Here is a 20,158-nt window from a genome sequence, read left to right on the forward strand (position 1 = left end):
ATAATATAACTGACTGATTGGTCAACCGTCAATGAAAAGGGATGGTATAATAAATTCATAATAAGATGCGAGATTAAATTTAGGAGAGACATGATATGAAAGAAAAAGAGCGTTTAATTATAGAGATGGCTATGAAGTTATTTGCGACTAAGGGTGTAAATGCGACATCAGTACAGGAAATTGTGACCGCTTGTGGCATATCTAAGGGAGCTTTCTATTTATACTTTAAGTCGAAAGATGAGCTTTTATTAGCAACACTTCGATACTACTATGACAAGATTCAAAATAAAATGATGGATATTGAAAAAGAATCGTTATTGCCACGTGAAAAATTTGCAAAACAATTGCATTGCCAGTTTAATGATATACAAAAGCATAAAGAATTTATTATTATGCATGCAAGGGAAAATGCTATTCCTTTTAATAAAGAAGTGGAAGAGTTTATGATGCGGATGAAGTTAGAGTCGCATGCATTTTATCGGAATAGTTTACTTTCTATTTATGGTGAGAAGGTTATGCCTTATTTATTAGATTTAGTCATTATGGTAGAAGGCATATGCCGTGGATACTTAGAACTAATCATTTTACAAGCACCAGAAATTGACTTATCTTATGTTTCTGCTTTTATTTTGAAAAGAGCAGATGATTTAGTAGATGGATTGGTAGAATCTTCGGAAGAACCTGTGTTACATGAAGAAAGGCTGGGAGAATTCCTTTGCAAATCAGAGCTTATTAAAGAGCAGGTTAAGGAACACTTTTTAAAAGAAATTATCGTTTTTAAACGCACATTAGCTGATCAATTAGAAGATGAGGAATTGCTTGTTACATTAGATGTTTTGGAGGCAGAAATGAGATTGCAAAATCCAAGGATCCCGGTCATTCAAGGGATGTTATCTAATTTAGAGGTATATCCAAATTTAAAAGAATTTCGTTTGAGGCTTATGGGGTATTACAATATAAAAAGGTAACAATGATAGTTTTCGTTGTTACCTTTTTTATTAATGAACGAATACTGCTTCCTTATATTGTTGTAAATTATGTAAGGGTGTTATTACGTGAATATTTCAAAGGGCTGATATGGCATTGTGCATGTTTGGTGTACTTTTATATTATTCGATAAGATAATCTGTATTGTGTATATAAAGTTCAATAATCTTTTTATTTTAAACCTTGTATTGAGTTTCTTTTTGTTATTAGGATATGACATATATACAATCCATAGCTTTGAATAATCGTAAAGCTAGGAACGATGAAATAACGATATCTTGTTTGATATTCGATTAAGAAATGAATAGCTACATAACCAATTATTAGTAGTAAAAATAATGTATAAGGAGTTTCATTTTGTTTAGTTATTATAAGATAAAGAAGTGACAATATACCAAATAGCAAGGTGGTAATATAAATATATCTTTCGTATTTTATAAGGTTGTCTTTTAATGTGATTATATCATTGTCTTTATTTTCTAATCCAAATAAACTCCACATCGGAGCTGAATCGTAATCGGCCCACATAAGTATGAACTTGTCTTTAAATAAAGATAAAACTTTTTTCGGATCAGCTATGCGTTCTTGAATAAGTTTTTTTTCAGCGACTGTCCGTTCCTCACCAATTTCAATGGATGTAATATATTCTGCATCTTCCTCAGAATAACCGCCTTTTGTGTCATGATTAAACCCTACTGTGAATTTCCAGAGCGGATCACGATTAGAGAGCGGATATTGTGTAACACCGGTGGATATAAGTATGTAGCTAATAATATAATGTACAAGGTAAAAAATGATGAAAATACCAACAAGTTTTTTTATAGAATGGAAAACACTCTGTTTTGATTTTCCTAATATTCCTTGTAAAAAGGTATAAATAGTTACGGCAATTAAAATTAAGGCACCGAGCGGACGGATGATATCTCCTAGGGATAGGAAGATTCCTATAAAAATCCACATATATTTATGGCTTAATCCCTTTGTAATTAATATATAAAAACCAAGGTAAAAGAAGAAGGTAGCAAGGTGTTGATTTGTTAATACAGAGCTCATTATAATGCTTGGGATATATAGCGAGTATATTACCCCTGCAATACGTCCAGACCATTCATTAAATACCTTTGAAGTAATCATGTAAACCAGTAATGTTGTTCCTGTACAATATGCAACATTTAAAATCTTCAGCAGTGTAGGGGATTCTCCGAATAATTTTATAATAAAAGCTTGATACATTGTAAAACCAAGTTGATACACCCATGAAGTATAGTATGTATTTTGAGCAAAACTAAAGTCGCCTTTAGCGGCTTGGACTGCGCTATAGTACATCATTGCAAAGTCAGATTCGATAGGGGTTGGAATATTGAGAATCCAGATCAATCGAATCGAAAAAGCTAAAGTAATAAGTGAAATAGTAAATACTATTTTTGACATATATTTATTCGCAATGTAACCAATAAGTAAAAGGAGTAAACCTATAATAAGGGGCGGGACTATAACAAGGAAACGAGAACCGGAAGTACTTCCGATTATGGATATGGAATACCATGTTATGGCTGCATAAATAAATAGGCATAGTAGTAATAAACACTTTACAAAAAATGCATTGGCTTTTAGAGAAAATGTATTTTGCATTATATGTTTAAACTCCTTAATGAATTTTATAAGTTATTTCAATGAAAATGGCCCTATGCAAACTTAACTTGGTCTGCATAGGGCTTGTTTTAAGAAATTAAGAGTTTTGTTGAGACCATTCTTCTACGTCCCAAACTTTTGTTATCCAATCTTCATAAAAGTCTGGTTCGTGACATACAAGTAGAATCGTTCCTTTATATGCTTTCATAGCTTTCTTAAGCTCTTCTTTTGCTGTAACATCAAGGTGGTTTGTTGGCTCATCAAATAGTAGCCAGTTGCTTTCTTCTCCCATTAGTTTACATAAACGAACTTTTGCCTGTTCACCACCACTTAATTGATTTAGAGGGCGAGAGATATGTTCATTTTTCAAACCACATTTTGCTAACATTGCACGGATTTGATGTTGGTCCATGCTAGGAAATGTATTCCACACGTCATCAATCGGTGTTATATTATCAGCTTTTACTTCTTGTTCGAAGTATGATGGCGTTAGGAAATCACCAAGGCTTGTTTTACCACTTAATGGTTTGATTTTGCCTAAAATTGTTTTTAGTAATGTTGATTTACCAACACCATTACATCCAACAATTGCAATTTTTTCACCGCGTTCAATTGTCATCGTTAATTTTGGTAATAATGGATGTGTATATCCGATTTCTACATCTTCACCTTCAAAGACGAAACGACTACTTGCGCGACACTCTTTGAAAGAGAATTCTGGCTTAATTGCTGTTTCAGGACGATCAATACGCTCCATGCGATCAAGTTGTTTTTGACGACTCTTTGCACGACCCGTCGTTGAATAACGAGCTTTGTTCTTCGCAATAAAGTCTTCTTGCTTTTTAATAAATTCGCGTTGTTTTTCATAAGCGTTTATATGCTGATTTTTATTGATTTCCGCTAGCTCTAGGAATTTTTCATATGTCGCTGTATAACGCGTCATTTTTGTGAATTCTAGATGGAAAATAACATCAACACATTTATTCATAAATTCCGTATCATGGGAAATTAATAGGAAGGCATGTGGATATTCTTTTAAATAACTTGTTAACCAATGAATATGTTCAACGTCTAGATAGTTGGTAGGTTCGTCTAATAGTAATACTTCTGGTTGTTCAAGTAGTAACTTTGCAAGTAATACTTTTGTACGTTGTCCACCACTTAATGCAGCAACATCACGATCTAAACCGATTGCATCAATTCCAAGACCACGAGCTGCTTCCTCAATTTTAATATCTAATAAATAGAAACCACCTGCTTCAAGAGCATCTTGTATTTCTGCCATTTGCTCAAGAAGTTCCTCTAATTCTTCTGGTGTAGCAGTGCCCATTTTTTCTGTAACTTCATTTAAAGCTTTTTCTTTTTGAAATAGAGGTAGAAATGCATCGGCTAATACATCACGAATTGTACGACCGGGTGTTAAAATTGTATGTTGATCTAAGTAACCGTAATTTGTACCAGGTGTCCATTCTACACGGCCCTCATCATGGATAAGTTGACCAGTAATAATATTCATAAATGTTGATTTGCCAACACCATTTGCACCAACTAATCCAACGTGCTCACCCGCTAGTAATCGCATAGATACATCTTTAAATAATGTACGATCGCCAAATGTATGTCCTAGTTTTTCGACTGTTAATAAGCTCATAATATCCTCCGTCCAACTTGAAATAGTATCTTGAATCATGATACTAAATTCTTTCGTATAATGCTATCATTTCAAAATGTATATTTTTTCAAAAATTATGTTTCATTATTTTGAAAAAAATATATATGATGGTGATAAGTATGAGAGATTTATTGGAGAAGTACCAAAAACGTCGTAGCGTGAAGGGGTAGAAAAGACTATTTTGTCTATAATAGAAAGATAGATAAATAGAAGGTACAATCAGTTTATTAAAAATGATTGCACCTTTTTTAGGGGAAATAAAAATTATTTAAAGTATCCACGGATAATGCCTCTTACCCGATTTGCATGGAATTTACGTTTATTGTTAAATATATTTTGCATCATGCGGAATGTAGCGGCAACGACTGCACGTACAAGGTAAGGAAATCCATAATGTAAACGAATAACTTTACCAAAACCACCAGCGTAAGAAATAGCTCTGTTTAATGATTGTTCATCTATAGTATCCTCTTTTACAGGATGGTACACGAAAAGATTTTTTCTAAATAAACCTATATAATTTTTTTTCATACCTCTTAGTACGAAATCAGTCTCTTCACCGGCGCCATAAATTGTTCCAGATCCAACACCTAAATCTTCATTAAATGTGCCAACGTCTTGTACAAATTGTTTTGTAAAAAACAGAGCGAAAGAGGGGCCCATGAATCCATACTTATTATTTAGAATGATATCTTTATCAGGCGCATGTATTAAAGATCCTGTTTTTTCAACGTTTGTAGTGTTTGTCGATATAAATTGAATATGTGCATTTGAGTTAAACGTTGCTACTATGCTCTCTAAGACATTCGTTTCGTAAATACAATCATCATCTGGAAAAGCAATAACATCGCCATCAGCTACTTGTAAGCCGATATTTCTTGCGCGAGATAGGCCTTTAATAGGTGTATAAATATAGTTAATAGAAAAATTATTGGTATATTCCTCAAAGAGCTCAGAGATTGGAATGTCATTTTGATCTACTACAATAAGTTCGAAGTTTTTATAAGTTTGTTGTTTAAGTGACTTTAGTAGATCTAGAATATCATCACGTCTACCACAAGTGGCCATAATCAAAGAAAATTTCAATTTTAACAGCTCCTTTAAGAGGTTGCGTTTACATCTTTTTGAATCGTACTTGTAGCTTTCCTAGTAGAGCTAATAGAATCTCATCTTTTGTTACAAATAAGATAAGAATGTATGTTGATCCGCATATCAATATTACTAAGGCGAATTGTATGATTTGTCCAGAGACTAACTTTTTTATAATAAACGCTATTGGTAAAAATGTTAGAGAATAAAATAGGTATTTGAGTTTTTGAATATCAAACAATGTATAATTCACTTTTAATTTCTTTTTTATATATATATATTCGAGAGTAATTAATCCAATGTTTGCAATGGTTGTTGTGAAAATTGCTGTTGTGGGAGTGAGTATATCGAAAAATATTAATGCGATATTGGATGCTAAGTTGACGAATCCACAAATAAATAAAAAGCGCACCAAAATATTTTCTTTCTTTTTCACATAAATAATTTGATTCGATAAGATAGACTCAATACCTACTGTGATCATATAAAAAGCAAAAATAATTAAAGTATTACCAGCGGGAGCGAATTCCTTTCCACCATAAATAATGACGGCCTTATGAGCAATGAGCATTAGGCCGATTGCCGCAGGAAATAAGGTAATGAAATATACCTTTGAAATTCTATTTAATAAATATTCATATTCATTTTCAGCTGCGTTTCCAGATAAATACGAAAGCCTTGGAATCGTGACTTGTACAACACTTAACATAAGTGTATTGATGATAGTCATAATTTGGAAAGCCATAACATAGAAAGCGACTTCTATTTTTCCTGCGTATGCGCCTAAGACAAGTCGATCTAATTGTGTATATAAAATATTGGCATTTGAAAAAATAACGACTAATACTAAGGGTTTTAAATGTGGAATAATCGTTAAGTTAGAAAAATCAAATTTAACTTGGCGTTTCACATATATAAAACTAATAAAATGATTTAAGAATGTTGATAGCACTAATAAGCAGGCAAATGTTTTATAATCATTCACTCCATGAACTAGAGAGAAAAGAAGTCCAACATAGATAAGTCGAACAACAATTGTTTTTTTAGTAATGAAATCATAATTTTCATATGCTTCATTGAACCACTCCACATAAAATATATTTGAAATGAAATTGAAGCCGAAGATTAGAAGGACAGGGAATAGGTTTTCGTTACCGTATCCAATGTAACTAAAGAGCAAAAAGGATAGTAAGGCCAAAATACTAGTCGTAAAGTTAATTACATAAAGACTTGTAAATAACTTAGAAACTTTACTTTTATCATTTTTTATTAAACTCATTTCACGTAGTCCGTATTGATATACACCAAATACTGCGAATATGAAAAAATAATTAAAAATAGTTTCAGCATAGTTAACAGTTCCTATTGAATTGGCTCCTAGCATTCGATAAGCGTAAGGACCAACTAAGATTGGGAGTATAATATTAAATGTATTGAGCAGTATTTTATAAAAGATATTAGAAATAATTGATTTTTGCATGATTTCACCTTTTCATTAAAGTAATACGATTTAATCAAAATATCATTTATATCGTATTAAGAACCCTTATTAGAGATAATTATTGGGCTCCATATAAAAATACATTTGAAGTGTGAATAATTTTAGTATAATGAAATACATTTTATATACAGTTTTGAAGGTATAGTTTTTTATATGAGCAATAAATCATCACCTTCATTTGTTAATTACGAGTATAAGTGTACCTTACATAAACTTTGTAAATCAACTATTGCTTGTATAGAAATAAATATAAAATAAATTGTATAAAAAAGAAAATAAGAATGGATATGCGTAGTTAAGATAGATATATATATGTTAAGGGGTGACTATAAAAATCGTAGTGGATGTTTGAATTGTTTACAAAGCAATGAGCGAATATATATACTACATATTCGCTCAGAAGGAAATTGTTTTTTATACGCTCCAAGGTTTATTTAAAGTTAGTACTTCAGCCATTTCTTTACTTTTTAGACGTCCTTTTTTTCGGTCTTCTGCACGTTCTAGACCAGTTTTGTGCAACCAATGTTCTTCTTCAGTTTCTGGCAGTACTTGCGGAACCGAAGAAGGTTTCCCATCTTTTAGAGCTACGAATGTAATAAAGCAAGTAGCAGCGATGCGACGTTCTCCTAATAATAAGCTTTCTGCGATAACCTTCACAAATACTTCCATAGATGATTTACCAGTATAACAAACAAACGCTTCGTAACAAACAGAATCAGCTTGTTGAATTGGTGTTAAAAAATTAACCGAATCAATAGATGCTGTAACGCAATGCTTTCTGCTATGTCTGGCAGCTGCAATAGAAGCAATACTATCAATTTCCGCTAATAATTTTCCACCGAATAAAGTTTGATGATTGTTCAAATCGTTTGGGAAAACACGTGTTGTTTTAATTGCCTTTGATTCTCTCATAAATTTCTTTTCCATATAATCAGCCCCTAGGTTACGTTTTCAATCAGAGTGACATGTTCTTTATGATATAAAAGGAGTATTAGTTCCTATTGGATTTTACCAGATATTCAAATGAGTAAAAGGTATGGATAGAGGGGGAGGAATACTTCTGCAAGTATATTCATGCAACTGAAAGAAAATTTATTTTGTCTAAAATGTAGTGTAAAAGAGGATTCGCTTACATTGCAAGTGAAAAGTGAAGAATACATATTTGTTATATAAATTCCCTATCAGCTGTGTGCCCATTCATGATAGAATCGTTGTGTTATGAATGGAAATAGAGGTGCAATGGACATATGAATCATATACAAACAAATTTTTCATCTTTCTTCAGTAAAATAATGGTTGGTACGATGCTCGCATTTTTTATTTATAGTTGCTGGTCAGCATTTGAAACGAGTAAGCAATTTTTTGAAGGAAGTACAATGAGTTTAACAATTATATTAGTAATTTTTATTATCCTTATTTTGTTAGTAACATCGATTTTACAATATCGTTTTACAGATAAACAATTTCTTATTTTTCTTATAGGCACATCTATAGTTGTGAGACTTAGTATGGTTATATTTATAGATGTTCCAATGATTGGTGATATGAAAGCAATGTATGAATCTGCAAAGCAGGTTGCAATTGGTAATAACGTAGGGAATGTAGCTCAGTTACCTTTTATCATTTATGAGTCGATTATTATTCGTATATTTGGTGATACGGTATTTGCTTTACAGCTATTTAATGTTTTATTTTGTACAGGGACCGCATTCTTCATTTATCGCATTACGTCAATGATTTTTGGGGAAGAGTGTGGTCGTATTGCATCTGTATTTTATGCTTTATATATCCCAAATATATTTATGAGTTCCTTATTAACACAAGAATCGCTCGCAATATTTCTATTTTATTTTGCTTGTTACATACTTTTATATAAAGGATTAGATCATCCTTATATGTGGGTGTTTTCAGCAATCTTCTTTGCATTTAGCAATATGATTTTCCCAATGGGATTATTTCTTCCTATTTTTATCACTGTATATGTGTTGTTAATTGAATTTTTTCAATCAGCAACGAAACAAAAAGTGCTATTAAAGATGATAGGCATACTAATTCTATTTTATAGTGCTCATTTTTGTGTGAATTACGGAATTAAGGCAATGGGAATGTCCCAATACACGATTTCGAATGAGATGTATGTTCAATCTGTTTTAATTGGGAAAAATCAAAGTGAGGAAAAAATAACGAAAAATCAAAGTGTATCAGAGCACATTAATCAAAAGTTAAAAGAGATTGAAGATGAAAGATTTAATCTTTTAAAACCAGTGATTAATCAGTTTTCAGATGAGGGAGTAAATTCTATTCTATTTAAATGTGAAAAACTTATATATATAACGGTAACATTATTTATGGCTATAGCATTATTACATTTCCTTATTAAGACAAAACAAAATGAAGGATATATGTTGTTCTTATTGTTAATTAGTGGATATGTGTTGTTAAGACTTTTCCAAGTACATATGGCATATTACAATATGATTGTGCCAGCCTTGTTTATTTTACAAAGCTTTGGTGTTTATATGAGTTATGTTTACTGTCAAAAAATATTTTTCAGAAAATAAAAAGAATCCATTTTGGATTCTTTTTTTGTAGATGGATGATTAGAGTTCATACAAAGGAGAGATGAAGAATCTCCACCCTTATATTTGTTTGCTTTATCGGTTTAGTTCTAGCTGCAAACTATCCGCTGTTAAGGCCATTTTTGAGGAGTCGTCTTGAATACTCTTCATTACCTGTGAAATAACTTCTAATTCATTTTCAATTTTTTTATTCTGGTCTTTAGAGTTAGACATATCTTTTACGATTTCTTGGAAATATTGATCTGTCGCATGCATACTATCTGTCCCTTCAGATACGAGAGAGTTAATTTGTTCTACGGAGGAAGAGACATGGATAATTTGTTTATTAGTTCTTTCAACGAGCTTTGTAACGTTGTAGATAGATTCTTTCGTTTGCTCTGATAACTTTCGAATTTCTCCCGCTACGACTGAAAAACCTTTACCGAATTCACCAGCACGTGCAGATTCAATAGCAGCATTTAATGCTAGTAAATTTGTTTGCTCAGCGATTGATTTTACGATATCAATGATTTCGTTAATTTTATTAGAAATATCGAGAAGTTCACGAGTATCAGTAATGATAGTTTCCATATTTGTTTGAATGCTTTCCATACGTTTGTTTTGCAGATTTAATTGTTCTTTTCCTTTATTAGCCTTTTCTTCTGATGTTGTGGCTAATGATGTACCTGTTTTTGCAATTCCTACAATATTTTCTGATTTAGATGTTAACTGTTGAATAGAAGAACTTGTCTTTTCAGATACTGCTGCTAGTTCTGTTGCAATATGTGTAATCGTCATAGCTGTCAGTTCTTTTTCTTTTTCATGTTCTTTTTGAATTCTTTCATATTCGGATTCATAAGCCGCAATAACAAGTTCTTGTTCTAATGTAAATAATTTGTTTATTACATTTATAGAATAAGAAAAATCCTCTATTGTTGAAATTTTAGTTTGCAAAATCTTCATGACGGAACGGAATAATTCTTGATAGGCTGCAGTATACCATTTTCTATGTAAACCAATTTGTACATGTCTTCTTGCAATTTTAGCACGTTGTTCAATAAAATCTTCATACATATTACCGCTAAACAATTCTTTAATATGTGTCTTTAACGTTTGTTTTAATTTGGGAATAGAGCTGTAGCGTTCAATAACCGCAATTAAATTAGGCTGTTTTGTGATGTTGGTGTAGAATTTTTCAGTGATCCAATCTATTTCCTCATAAATAAACGGCTGTAATACTTTTACAATTTGTAAATCTTCCTTCGCAATATGTAGCATATCCATTTGAGTTTTTAGTTCAGAATTAGCAGGCACATTAAATATTATTTGTTGGCCTTTACTTAAATCAATTATACTGGTGTTTGTTTTATTTTTTTTAAAAACCCCAAGCATCATTCTTCCCCCTGTTTGTAAAGCGTTTTCAATTTTGTATTCTAATGTAATTATATATTGTTATATAAAATTACTCTACAGTATATGGAATTGTATATAAATTAAGAGAATTCTATGTAGAATCCTCTTAATGGCCTTTATTAATCTTAGCGTGTGTTTTAAAGAAAACCGGGAAATGTACATTATATATTACAGTCACGACACGAATAACGAATGTTACTAATAAACAAACATAGAAGGCTAATACGTGCGCGCCCATTGCATGTGTGATTAGGAAGCTAATTGCTCCTAAGATAGAAGCGATTGCGTAAATTTCTTTTCGGAATACGTAAGGGATATCTTGAGCGCAAATGTCACGCAAAATACCGCCTCCAATACCTGTAATGACGCCCATTGAAACTACTAAAAACGAGGCGTCAACGTGATGTGACATTGCTGCATTTGCACCAATAGCTGTAAATACACCTAAACCAACAGCATCAGAAAGCATAATAACGACTTGAAGTTTATTGATGCGCTCAAAAAACATACAAGTAAATAATGCTGATAATACGCTTACGAAAAAGTAAATGGGTTTTACAAATGCGACAGGAGGCAGGTTACCAATCATAATATCACGAATAATACCGCCGCCGAGCGCAGTAGCTACAGCTAAACAAAGGACACCGAATAAATCTAAATCTTTTTTCAAACCAACTAATGTACCAGAAATGGCAGCGGCGATAATGCCAAGAAACGTAAATATATCGATTAATAACATGGCTCTAATTCCTTCCTTATAAAGATGTTCCAGAGAAAAAATATACACTAAAGTTTTGGAAATAACAATGTATTTTCTTTACGTGTAAAAAAAAAGAATAAATTAGGAAAGAAAGCGTTTGAAAATACAAATTTATTACCTTTTCTATTATAAAAATTGGTATATAAATCGGATAGTTTACCAATAAGGTTATGTTATAATAAACATTTGAGATGAATAAAAAATGTTTATTTTATAGGTTGAAATTATGTAATAGTTATGGAGGCTTTAAATGTTAAAGGAAAACAGTATAAGTAGTAAATTTGAAAATTTCTTACTGATTTTTATAATGTTACAGCCAATTCTAGATTTACTCACGGCATTTTGTATAATGGTTTTAAAAATTGATACAACCATTGGAGTTCTTGCGCGTCTATTTGTCATGGGCCTAGGAGGAATATACATTGTATTCCAAGCTAGGAAAAGAGGGAATCTTAAGTACTTGCTGTATATAATTGGAATGGGTGCTTTTTTCACTATAGGACTAATTAATAATAAATTGGTTAAGGATCCTATCGTATTAGGGGAAGAGATTAAGTTTATAGCGAAATCTTTATATCCGTTTATCATGTTTACTTGCTATATTTTGGTCTTTAAATCACTTAAAGAAAATAGGCGTTTTAAAATGCGAAACAATATTGCCTATGCAGCATTAATTATAAATATAGTAATGGTAGTTTCGGTTGTAACAGGAACAGATTATAACAGTTATGATTGGTTAAAGGTTGGTTCACGTGGATGGTTTTATGCAGGGAATGAATTAGGTTCAATTCTGGCGATTATTTGTCCAATAGTTGTTTTATATTCTATTGAAAAAACAACTAGTATGTCTAAAATATATTGCTGGATTCCTTCTATTTTGATTATTTTTTCATTGTTTGCCGTTGGTACAAAGGTTGGATTTGGAGCGATTTTTGCTACAATGATTATTGCGTTCATCATGTGTTTTATTCAGGCATTTATGCAACGTAAAGATGCAAAGAAAAATGCATATGTATTAAATGGTATGATTGCAATGACTGTTTTTCTAGGGGTAATGGCATACACTCCTTTCTCGCCATTTATGAAAAATATGGGGCTACATTTTCAAGTAATTGAGAAGCTGCAAAATGAGAAGAAGGAAGAAAATGCGAAACAAGTAGAAGAATTGAAAGAACATAAACCTCACGTTATTGAGACGGAAAAAGAGAAAGAAATTGAAAAAGAAAAAGAACAGAAAGAGGAAACACAGGCTATTATTTTTAGTGGCAGGGAATTATTTGAACAGCAGTATAAAGAGTACTATGAAAAAGCTCCTCTTTCTCAAAAAGTATTAGGTATGGGTTATTCAGGTAATTATAAAGGTGAGCCGAAATTAATTGAACGAGATTTCCATGATTGGTTCTATTCATTTGGAATTGGTGGACTTGTGTTACTTTTACTACCTTTTGTATACTTTGGATTTAAAATTATTAGACTTGCATTGACTAAATTTAAACAATTATTCACTGTGAAATATGTATTAATAATGACCGGAATAGGTTTAGCCTTAGGTATTTCATTTATAGCTGGTCATGTTTTAATGGCACCGGGTGTAAGTTTTTATTTAGTCCTTATTAGCGCATACCTACTTGTTGATTTGGAAATTGAATGATTAAAAAATAAAAGCTAGCGCATGTTAGCTTTTATTTTTGTTATAGTAAGTAAAAATAGAAAGTGTGGAGGAAATAGGAAATGAAAGTGTTACATCTAAATGCTGGTGCAGAAGAAGGTGGGGGGAAAACGCATATTATTTCACTTTTATCTCAATTTTCAAAGGAAGAAGTGGAATTAATGGTATTTGAAGAAGGTGCGATTGCTAGAGAGGCGAGAAACCTTGGTATTCAAGTGCATGTTTTTACCCAATCATCTCGGTACGACCTATCAATTCTTTCAAAAATAAAAGCATTTATTAATGAAAATCAATTTGACATTGTGCATACACATGGCGCACGAGCAAATTTCTATCTCTCCCTCTTGAAAAAAGGTATAAAAGCGAAATGGATAATGACTGTCCACAGTGATCCAACTTTGGATTTTATGAAGAAGGGATTAAAAGGATGGGTATTTACAAAGTTAAATTTACGTTCTTTCAGGAAGGTAGATTTATTCTTTGCAATTACGGAAAACTTTAAGAGAAATATAATAAAACTAGGTGTACCAGAAGAAAAGATTTGTACGGTTTATAATGGAATTGAGTATGATAAGACTCCAGCAAAACCTTATGATAAGAGTGAATTTGGCATCGATGAAGGAGTATTTACAGCCGTTCAAGTAGCACGTCTTCATCCTGTTAAAGGTCATGATATTTTATTTGAAGCGTTACAAAAAATTAAAATTCCAAATATAAAGGTGCTCTTGCTTGGTGATGGACCTATAGAAGCAGAATTAAAAGAGATGGTGAAACAAAAGGGCTTAGAGGATAAGGTGATTTTTCTAGGTTTTCGTACAGATTCAAAAGAATTATATGCATCTGCACACATTAATTTGTTAACCTCTTATAGCGAAAGCTTCCCTCTTGTTTTATTAGAAGCGGCTAATCAACGCTTAACATCTATTGCAACAAATGTAGGTGATATGAAGAAGTTAATAGTTGATGATACGTATGGATGGATTGTACCGATTGGTGATGCCGATTCGTTAGCAAACGCGTTAGAAAATGCTTATGAAAAATGGTTGAATGGTGAATTAGAAGCGATGGGAAATTGTTTATATACTCATGCATCTACTTATTTCTCGCTAAAGAATTTGTATGAAGATACTTATAATGCATATAAAAAACTTTTACTGAAATAGAGAGGATAGTTAATCATGGAAGTAAAAACGGTTGATATTCTAGGTGTTCCTTTTTCTACAATGACAATGGATGAAACGATCCAATATTTGAAGGGACAACTAGAATTGGAGCGAACTCATACTTTTCAGGTAGTAACAGCAAATCCTGAAATTGTTATGTGTGCAAAAAAGGATGAAACATTCCATAAAACATTATTAAATACAGATTTAATTACACCTGACGGTATTGGAGTTGTAAAAGCAAGTGGTATGTTAGGTACACCTGTAAAGGAACGTGTAGCAGGTTTTGATTTAATGTGTAATCTATTTGCAAAGTTATCAGAGGAGAATAAACCGGTATCTGTTTTCTTACTTGGTGCAAAACCGCATGTTGTACAAGCTGCAGCCGATCATTTAACGAAGACGTATGCAGCTGTATCTATTGTGGGTACACAAGATGGTTATTTTAAACAAGAAGAAGAAGAGAATATCGTTTCTCGTATTCAAGAAGCAAAACCAGATCTATTACTTGTCGCACTGGGTTTCCCGAGACAAGAAAACTTTATCCAAACTAATAAGCATCGTTTAGAAACGAAAATGGCTGTTGGAGTGGGCGGAAGTTTAGATGTATGGGCTGGAGAGGTAAAACGTGCACCAAAATGGATTCAAGCGATTAACTTAGAGTGGTTTTATAGATTGTGTAGTAATCCAACACGCTGGCGTCGTCAGTTAGTATTAGCGGAATTTTTAAAAGAAGTCATGCGTTCAAAAAAGTAGCGGAATATCGCTACTTTTTTATTTGTCCATTTTTGATAAAGTGGGGTTTTACTCATCCACCACTGATTGTTAACCTTCACCAATTGGACGTTTAACGGCAGTTGATTTTCCATCTAACCTCTTTGCTTCAGCTAAATTTTGAAGTGGAAGTCTTACATCCCTCAAATAGTGTGATAAGTATTTTACTTTTGGGGAATGATGAAGGAGAATTTTTTGAACGAAAGTATTTTACTTATACAATTCACACATGTAAAATGATGTGTAAAGACAGCTGTGTAAGGAGGACTTCTTGTGGGCAAGGTGAAAGAAATTTCGAAGCGAAAGCTACTTGGAATAGCGGGGCTTGGATGGTTATTCGATGCAATGGATGTTGGAATGCTTTCATTTGTAATGGTGGCATTGCAAAAAGATTGGGGATTAAGTACGCAAGAAATGGGCTGGATAGGCAGCATTAATTCAATTGGTATGGCAGTCGGAGCGCTCGTTTTTGGAATACTATCAGATAAAATAGGGCGGAAATCAGTCTTTATTATTACATTATTACTATTTTCTATCGGTAGTGGTTTAACTGCTTTAACGACGACACTTGCGATGTTCCTTGTGTTACGATTTTTAATTGGTATGGGGCTTGGTGGAGAACTTCCAGTTGCTTCTACATTAGTATCAGAGAGTGTTGAGGCACATGAACGTGGCAAAATAGTTGTGTTATTAGAAAGCTTTTGGGCGGGTGGATGGCTAATTGCAGCTCTTATCTCGTATTTTGTAATTCCGAAATATGGTTGGGAAGTTGCAATGGTGTTGAGCGCGGTTCCGGCACTATATGCTTTATATTTAAGATGGAATTTACCGGATTCACCGAGATTCCAAAAGGTTGAAAAAAGACCATCCGTTATTGAAAATATAAAGTCAGTTTGGTCTGAAGAATATCGTAGGGCAACAATTATGTTATGGATTCTATGGTTTTCTGTTGTCTTTTCCTATTATGGGATGTTCCTTTGGTTACCTAGTGTAATGGTATTAAAAGGATTTAGTTTAATAAAAAGTTTCCAGTACGTACTTATTATGACGTTAGCTCAATTGCCAGGATATTTCACAGCGGCTTGGTTTATTGAACGGCTTGGTCGTAAGTTTGTTTTAGTTACGTATTTAATCGGTACAGCATGTAGTGCTTACTTGTTTGGAGTGGCGGAGTCATTAACAGTATTAATCGTAGCAGGCATGTTACTATCCTTCTTTAACTTAGGTGCTTGGGGTGCCTTATATGCTTATACACCGGAACAGTATCCAACGGCTATTCGTGGTACAGGTGCAGGGATGGCAGCAGCATTCGGTCGTATTGGTGGTATTCTTGGGCCGCTATTAGTAGGATATTTAGTTGCTTCACAGGCTTCATTATCACTAATATTTACGATTTTCTGTGGATCAATTTTAATTGGTGTAGTTGCTGTAATTGTACTTGGGCAAGAAACGAAGCAACGAGAATTAGTATAAGGTGAGAGGTTATCTCTCACTGATTATTAGCCAGCACCAATTGTGTTTTTGAGGCAGTAAAATTTCGCATTCAGTGAGTTTTACTACCTACAAATAATGGAATAAAAGGGCAGGGGGAACCGTCGTGGTTTCCTTTTTTCTGTTTTTTTAGATAAATAATGGTATAGTAAGAAAAAGGGAATGTTTCTTATAAAAGCGAATGTATACAACAGGACATATGGACAAAAGAATTAGGTGGTTGAAGAAATGAAAATTTTACTGATCATGGAAGAAGTAGAAGAGCGAAGAAGTTTAGCTGAAAAATTCACTGAAAATATAAAGAATGTAGAATGTTTTGAAGCAAATACGGGAACAGAATCATTATTTATCATGAAAAAGCATACACCAGATTTTGTTTTCTTGAATTCAAAATTACTAGATGGAACTGGTTTTGAATATGCGAGTTTATTACGGGAAGTAAATTGTTATACGAAATTGATTTTTATGGGTGAAGATATAGAAGAGTCGATTACGGCATTTCGTTTTCAAGCATTCTATTATTTACTACGCCCATTTCGTGAGGAAGATTTGCAATTCCTTTTATATAGAATGTGTAAAGAGCAAGGCGAGAAGGCAAAGAGTTATTTGCGAAAACTACCGATAGAAGGTCAAGAGGGGATTAGATATATTTTCCCTGAAGATATTGTATATATAAGCAAAAATAAGGAGAACAAAACGGTTTCAATTTATACAACGAATAATCAGTATATTTCAACATATACACTTCAGGAGCTGGAAAATAAGTTAAATGCATATGATTTTTTACGCGTACATAAAAGTTATTTAATTAATATGTCATATGTACAAGAACTAAAACCTTATTATAATGGCACATATAATTTGTATTTAGATAAATATGATGAGCAACCGATTCCAGTTAGTCGGAATTACGTGAAAAAACTTCGAAATAAAATAGAATTATAGTAGATAATGCGAAATTTTTAACATGATAAACTAAAAATCCTTCATGATAAGGAGGATTCAAATAAAATATTCAGAAAATTTAGTACAATCCCACTAAGCAATAGTATTGGGGGGATTGTATGTGAAAACATTGAAGTCGATTTTACTTTGGGGAGTTATTGCAGCAGTAGGAGCAGGTGCTTTTGGTGTAATAGCTTTATCACAAGGTGAAACTATTAATGCCGTGTGGCTCTTAGTAGCTGCGGTATGTGTGTATGCAGTTGCTTATCGCTTTTATAGTAGATTTATAGCGAGAAAGGTATTCGGTTTAGATAATAATCGGCAAACGCCAGCCCATACATTAAATGATGGAAAAGATTATGTTCCGACAAATAAGTGGGTATTATTTGGACATCATTTTGCAGCCATTGCTGGGGCAGGCCCTTTAGTAGGACCGATTTTGGCGGCGCAAATGGGGTATTTACCAGGGACAATATGGATTATTGTTGGGGTAGTTGTCGCTGGAGCTGTGCAAGATTTTGTAATTTTATTTGCTTCAATGAGACGGAATGGTAAATCTTTAGGAGAAATGATTAAAGATGAGATTGGTCCTGTTACAGGGCTTATTGCAATGATAGGTATTTTAGGCATTATGATTATTTTATTAGCGGTATTAGCATTAGTAGTAGTAAAGGCGCTTGTAGGAAGTCCTTGGGGAATGTTTACGATAGCAGCAACGATTCCTATCGCTATTTTAATGGGAGTGTACATGCGCTACATTAGGCCTGGACGGGTTGGTGAAGGGTCAGTAATCGGAATCATTCTACTTATACTGTCTCTTATTGGAGGACAGTATGTAGCAGAACATCCAACACTTGCAAGTATGTTCACATTTAGCGGTGAAACGATTGCTATTATGCTTATTGTATATGGGTTTATCGCATCGGCATTACCAGTTTGGATGCTTTTAGCACCACGTGATTATTTAAGCACATTTTTAAAAGTCGGGACAATTGTTGGATTAGCAATCGGTATTTTAATTGTAGCACCAGATTTACAAATGCCAGCAGTTTCGAAATTTATCGATGGAACAGGTCCTGTTTTCTCTGGAAACTTATTCCCGTTCTTATTTATTACAATTGCTTGTGGTGCGGTGTCTGGATTCCATGCTCTCGTTTCATCAGGTACGACACCAAAGATGATTGAACAAGAGGGACACGCACAACCAATTGGTTATGGAGCAATGTTAATGGAGTCATTTGTAGCCGCGATGGCGATGATTGCAGCTTGTGTATTAACACCAGGAACTTATTTTGCGATTAATAGTCCCGCAGCACTTATCGGTACGGATGTCTCGCAGGCAGCTCAAGTTATTTCTTCATGGGGATTTGCAATTACACCAAATGAACTAAAAGATCTCGCTGTAAACGTTGGAGAGCAAACGATTTTATCACGTACAGGTGGCGCACCGACGTTAGCGATAGGTATGGCATATATTTTCTCACAAGTAATAGGTGGGACGGCCATGATGGCCTTTTGGTATCATTTTGCAATCCTCTTTGAAGCGCTATTCATTTTAACAACAATTGATGCTGGAACGCGTGTAGGCCGATTTATGATTCAAGATATTTTAGGACATGTATATAAGCCATTTGGGAAAACGGATTCTACATTAGCGAATGTAATAGCTACAACATTATGTGTATTAGGATGGGGTTATTTCTTATATCAAGGGGTAGTAGATCCGCTTGGTGGAATTAATACATTATGGCCACTTTTCGGTATTGCAAACCAAATGTTAGCAGGTATTGCATTATTACTTGGAACGACAATTTTGTTCAAAATGGGGAAAAAGGCATATGTTTGGGTGACGCTGATTCCAACTGTCGGATTGCTTATTGTAACGATGACAGCGGGTTATCAAAAGCTATTTCATGAAAATCCTAAAATAGGATTTCTATCTCATGCAAAGGTATTTCAAGGAGCATTAGATGAGGGGAAAGTGTTAGCACCAGCTAAAAATGTCGCCCAAATGAAACAAATTATTTTCAATGATTATATTGATGCAGCACTTTGTGGGATTTTTATGATAGTTGTAATCGCTGTATTAATTTCTGCAATTCGAATTTGGATTCAAGTATTAAGAAATAGGCCGATGCCGTTAAAAGAGGCGCCATATATTTCTAGAGATGAAAGTGAGTCGAGGAACTATTATGCTTAAAAGACTGCGGCAAGTATGGGGAAAAAGGAAGCACTTTATTAGTTTGCTCGTTGGGGTACCAAGCTATGAAACATATGTAGAGCATATGAAAAAGCATCATCCAGAAGAAGAAGTGGTATGTCAAAAACAGTTTTTTGCAGAAGCGCAAGAAGCTAGATTTAATGCAAAGGGTGGAAAGATATCACGATGTTGTTAATGAAAAGGGCGAATTTTCGCTCTTTTATTTTTTTTGCTGTTTCACGTGGAACAGCAAAAAATAAATAAAAAGCTTTGGGAATTATAGGTATCTCGTATACAATAAAAT

At 33.3% G+C, this 20,158-nt stretch carries 16 protein-coding genes and 1 pseudogene; 9 read left to right on the forward strand and 8 right to left on the reverse strand.

The genetic code is table 11. The annotated features are described in order from the left end of the window. The first annotated feature begins 95 nt into the window (after positions 1-95). Complete coding sequence (locus MR115_RS07460) at positions 96-968, forward strand: TetR/AcrR family transcriptional regulator (RefSeq protein ID WP_242240678.1); 873 nt, start codon at positions 96-98, stop codon at positions 966-968. A 190-nt stretch (positions 969-1,158) separates the two neighbouring features. On the opposite strand, the gene MR115_RS07465 is transcribed toward MR115_RS07460, so the two are convergent. The 5 genes from MR115_RS07465 to MR115_RS07485 form a co-directional block, all read right to left on the reverse strand. Beyond that, on the reverse strand, positions 1,159-2,619 hold the full coding sequence (locus MR115_RS07465) for an ArnT family glycosyltransferase (protein ID WP_242240679.1): 1,461 nt from the start codon (positions 2,617-2,619) through the stop codon (positions 1,159-1,161). 97 nt (positions 2,620-2,716) lie between these two features. Next, the gene (locus MR115_RS07470) at positions 2,717-4,309 is read right to left on the reverse strand and encodes an ABC-F family ATP-binding cassette domain-containing protein (protein ID WP_003295909.1); all 1,593 of its coding nucleotides are present in this window, start codon (positions 4,307-4,309) and stop codon (positions 2,717-2,719) included. A gap of 246 nt (positions 4,310-4,555) precedes the next feature. Next, a complete protein-coding gene (locus MR115_RS07475; RefSeq protein WP_046958597.1) occupies positions 4,556-5,377 on the reverse strand; it encodes a glycosyltransferase family 2 protein in 822 nt (273 codons plus the stop codon). A 28-nt stretch (positions 5,378-5,405) separates the two neighbouring features. Beyond that, positions 5,406-6,860 carry an oligosaccharide flippase family protein gene (locus MR115_RS07480; protein WP_242240680.1) on the reverse strand — a complete coding sequence of 485 codons (1,455 nt, stop codon included), beginning with the start codon at positions 6,858-6,860 and terminating at the stop codon, positions 5,406-5,408. A 435-nt stretch (positions 6,861-7,295) separates the two neighbouring features. Next, a complete protein-coding gene (locus MR115_RS07485) occupies positions 7,296-7,808 on the reverse strand; it encodes an acyl-CoA thioesterase (RefSeq protein WP_000412137.1) in 513 nt (170 codons plus the stop codon). A gap of 320 nt (positions 7,809-8,128) precedes the next feature. Between MR115_RS07485 and MR115_RS07490 the strand changes: the two genes are divergently transcribed. Then, positions 8,129-9,442 (forward strand): ArnT family glycosyltransferase, encoded by a 1,314-nt coding sequence (locus MR115_RS07490; protein ID WP_242240681.1) that lies wholly within the window; start codon positions 8,129-8,131, stop codon positions 9,440-9,442. Positions 9,443-9,535: 93 nt separating this feature from the next. Here the strand turns inward: MR115_RS07490 and MR115_RS30225 are convergent, their stop codons facing one another. From MR115_RS30225 to MR115_RS07500, 3 genes and pseudogenes are all read right to left on the reverse strand, one after another. Then, entirely contained in the window at positions 9,536-10,237 is a 702-nt protein-coding gene (locus tag MR115_RS30225) for a methyl-accepting chemotaxis protein (protein WP_375337812.1), read from the reverse strand. A gap of 102 nt (positions 10,238-10,339) precedes the next feature. Further along, positions 10,340-10,834, reverse strand: a pseudogene (locus MR115_RS30230) (protoglobin family protein); the annotation flags it as partial. Between the two features lie 124 nt (positions 10,835-10,958). After that, entirely contained in the window at positions 10,959-11,591 is a 633-nt protein-coding gene (locus tag MR115_RS07500; RefSeq protein WP_000924371.1) for a trimeric intracellular cation channel family protein, read from the reverse strand. A 271-nt stretch (positions 11,592-11,862) separates the two neighbouring features. Here MR115_RS07500 and MR115_RS07505 point away from each other — a divergent pair, with 271 nt between their 5' ends. The 7 genes from MR115_RS07505 (at position 11,863) to MR115_RS07535 (ending at position 20,050) form a co-directional block, all read left to right on the forward strand. Beyond that, the gene (locus tag MR115_RS07505; protein ID WP_242240684.1) at positions 11,863-13,263 is read left to right on the forward strand and encodes an O-antigen ligase family protein; all 1,401 of its coding nucleotides are present in this window, start codon (positions 11,863-11,865) and stop codon (positions 13,261-13,263) included. An 80-nt stretch (positions 13,264-13,343) separates the two neighbouring features. Continuing rightward, a complete protein-coding gene (locus tag MR115_RS07510) occupies positions 13,344-14,444 on the forward strand; it encodes a glycosyltransferase family 4 protein (RefSeq protein ID WP_242240686.1) in 1,101 nt (366 codons plus the stop codon). Positions 14,445-14,459: 15 nt separating this feature from the next. Beyond that, complete coding sequence (locus MR115_RS07515; protein ID WP_242240687.1) at positions 14,460-15,200, forward strand: WecB/TagA/CpsF family glycosyltransferase; 741 nt, start codon at positions 14,460-14,462, stop codon at positions 15,198-15,200. Positions 15,201-15,491: 291 nt separating this feature from the next. Next, positions 15,492-16,691: an MFS transporter gene (locus tag MR115_RS07520; protein ID WP_242240690.1), complete on the forward strand. Its 1,200-nt coding sequence runs from the start codon at positions 15,492-15,494 to the stop codon at positions 16,689-16,691. A gap of 246 nt (positions 16,692-16,937) precedes the next feature. After that, the gene (locus tag MR115_RS07525; RefSeq protein WP_088098565.1) at positions 16,938-17,654 is read left to right on the forward strand and encodes a LytR/AlgR family response regulator transcription factor; all 717 of its coding nucleotides are present in this window, start codon (positions 16,938-16,940) and stop codon (positions 17,652-17,654) included. 121 nt (positions 17,655-17,775) lie between these two features. Continuing rightward, positions 17,776-19,854, forward strand: a complete 2,079-nt coding sequence (cstA, locus tag MR115_RS07530) for a carbon starvation protein CstA (RefSeq protein WP_048542787.1) — start codon at positions 17,776-17,778, stop codon at positions 19,852-19,854. Continuing rightward, on the forward strand, positions 19,847-20,050 hold the full coding sequence (locus tag MR115_RS07535) for a YbdD/YjiX family protein (RefSeq protein WP_000919822.1): 204 nt from the start codon (positions 19,847-19,849) through the stop codon (positions 20,048-20,050). Before cstA ends, MR115_RS07535 begins: the two co-directional genes overlap by 8 nt. The last annotated feature ends 108 nt before the right edge of the window (positions 20,051-20,158 follow it).

The organism is Bacillus cereus group sp. BfR-BA-01309, from assembly GCF_022664315.1.
In the GTDB taxonomy this organism is placed as follows: Bacteria; Bacillota; Bacilli; order Bacillales; family Bacillaceae_G; genus Bacillus_A; species Bacillus_A mobilis.

Coding starts and splice junctions, on each gene's coding strand:
- MR115_RS07525 (WP_088098565.1), top strand. CDS start 16,938: ATGAAAATTTTACTGATCATGGAAGAAGTAGAAGAGCGAAGAAGTTTA.
- MR115_RS07465 (WP_242240679.1), bottom strand. CDS start 2,619: ATGCAAAATACATTTTCTCTAAAAGCCAATGCATTTTTTGTAAAGTGT.
- MR115_RS07510 (WP_242240686.1), top strand. CDS start 13,344: ATGAAAGTGTTACATCTAAATGCTGGTGCAGAAGAAGGTGGGGGGAAA.
- MR115_RS07460 (WP_242240678.1), top strand. CDS start 96: ATGAAAGAAAAAGAGCGTTTAATTATAGAGATGGCTATGAAGTTATTT.
- MR115_RS07505 (WP_242240684.1), top strand. CDS start 11,863: ATGTTAAAGGAAAACAGTATAAGTAGTAAATTTGAAAATTTCTTACTG.
- MR115_RS07500 (WP_000924371.1), bottom strand. CDS start 11,591: ATGTTATTAATCGATATATTTACGTTTCTTGGCATTATCGCCGCTGCC.
- MR115_RS30225 (WP_375337812.1), bottom strand. CDS start 10,237: ATGACGATTACACATATTGCAACAGAACTAGCAGCAGTATCTGAAAAG.
- MR115_RS07535 (WP_000919822.1), top strand. CDS start 19,847: ATGCTTAAAAGACTGCGGCAAGTATGGGGAAAAAGGAAGCACTTTATT.
- MR115_RS07480 (WP_242240680.1), bottom strand. CDS start 6,860: ATGCAAAAATCAATTATTTCTAATATCTTTTATAAAATACTGCTCAAT.
- MR115_RS07470 (WP_003295909.1), bottom strand. CDS start 4,309: ATGATTCAAGATACTATTTCAAGTTGGACGGAGGATATTATGAGCTTA.
- MR115_RS07490 (WP_242240681.1), top strand. CDS start 8,129: ATGAATCATATACAAACAAATTTTTCATCTTTCTTCAGTAAAATAATG.
- MR115_RS07485 (WP_000412137.1), bottom strand. CDS start 7,808: ATGGAAAAGAAATTTATGAGAGAATCAAAGGCAATTAAAACAACACGT.
- MR115_RS07515 (WP_242240687.1), top strand. CDS start 14,460: ATGGAAGTAAAAACGGTTGATATTCTAGGTGTTCCTTTTTCTACAATG.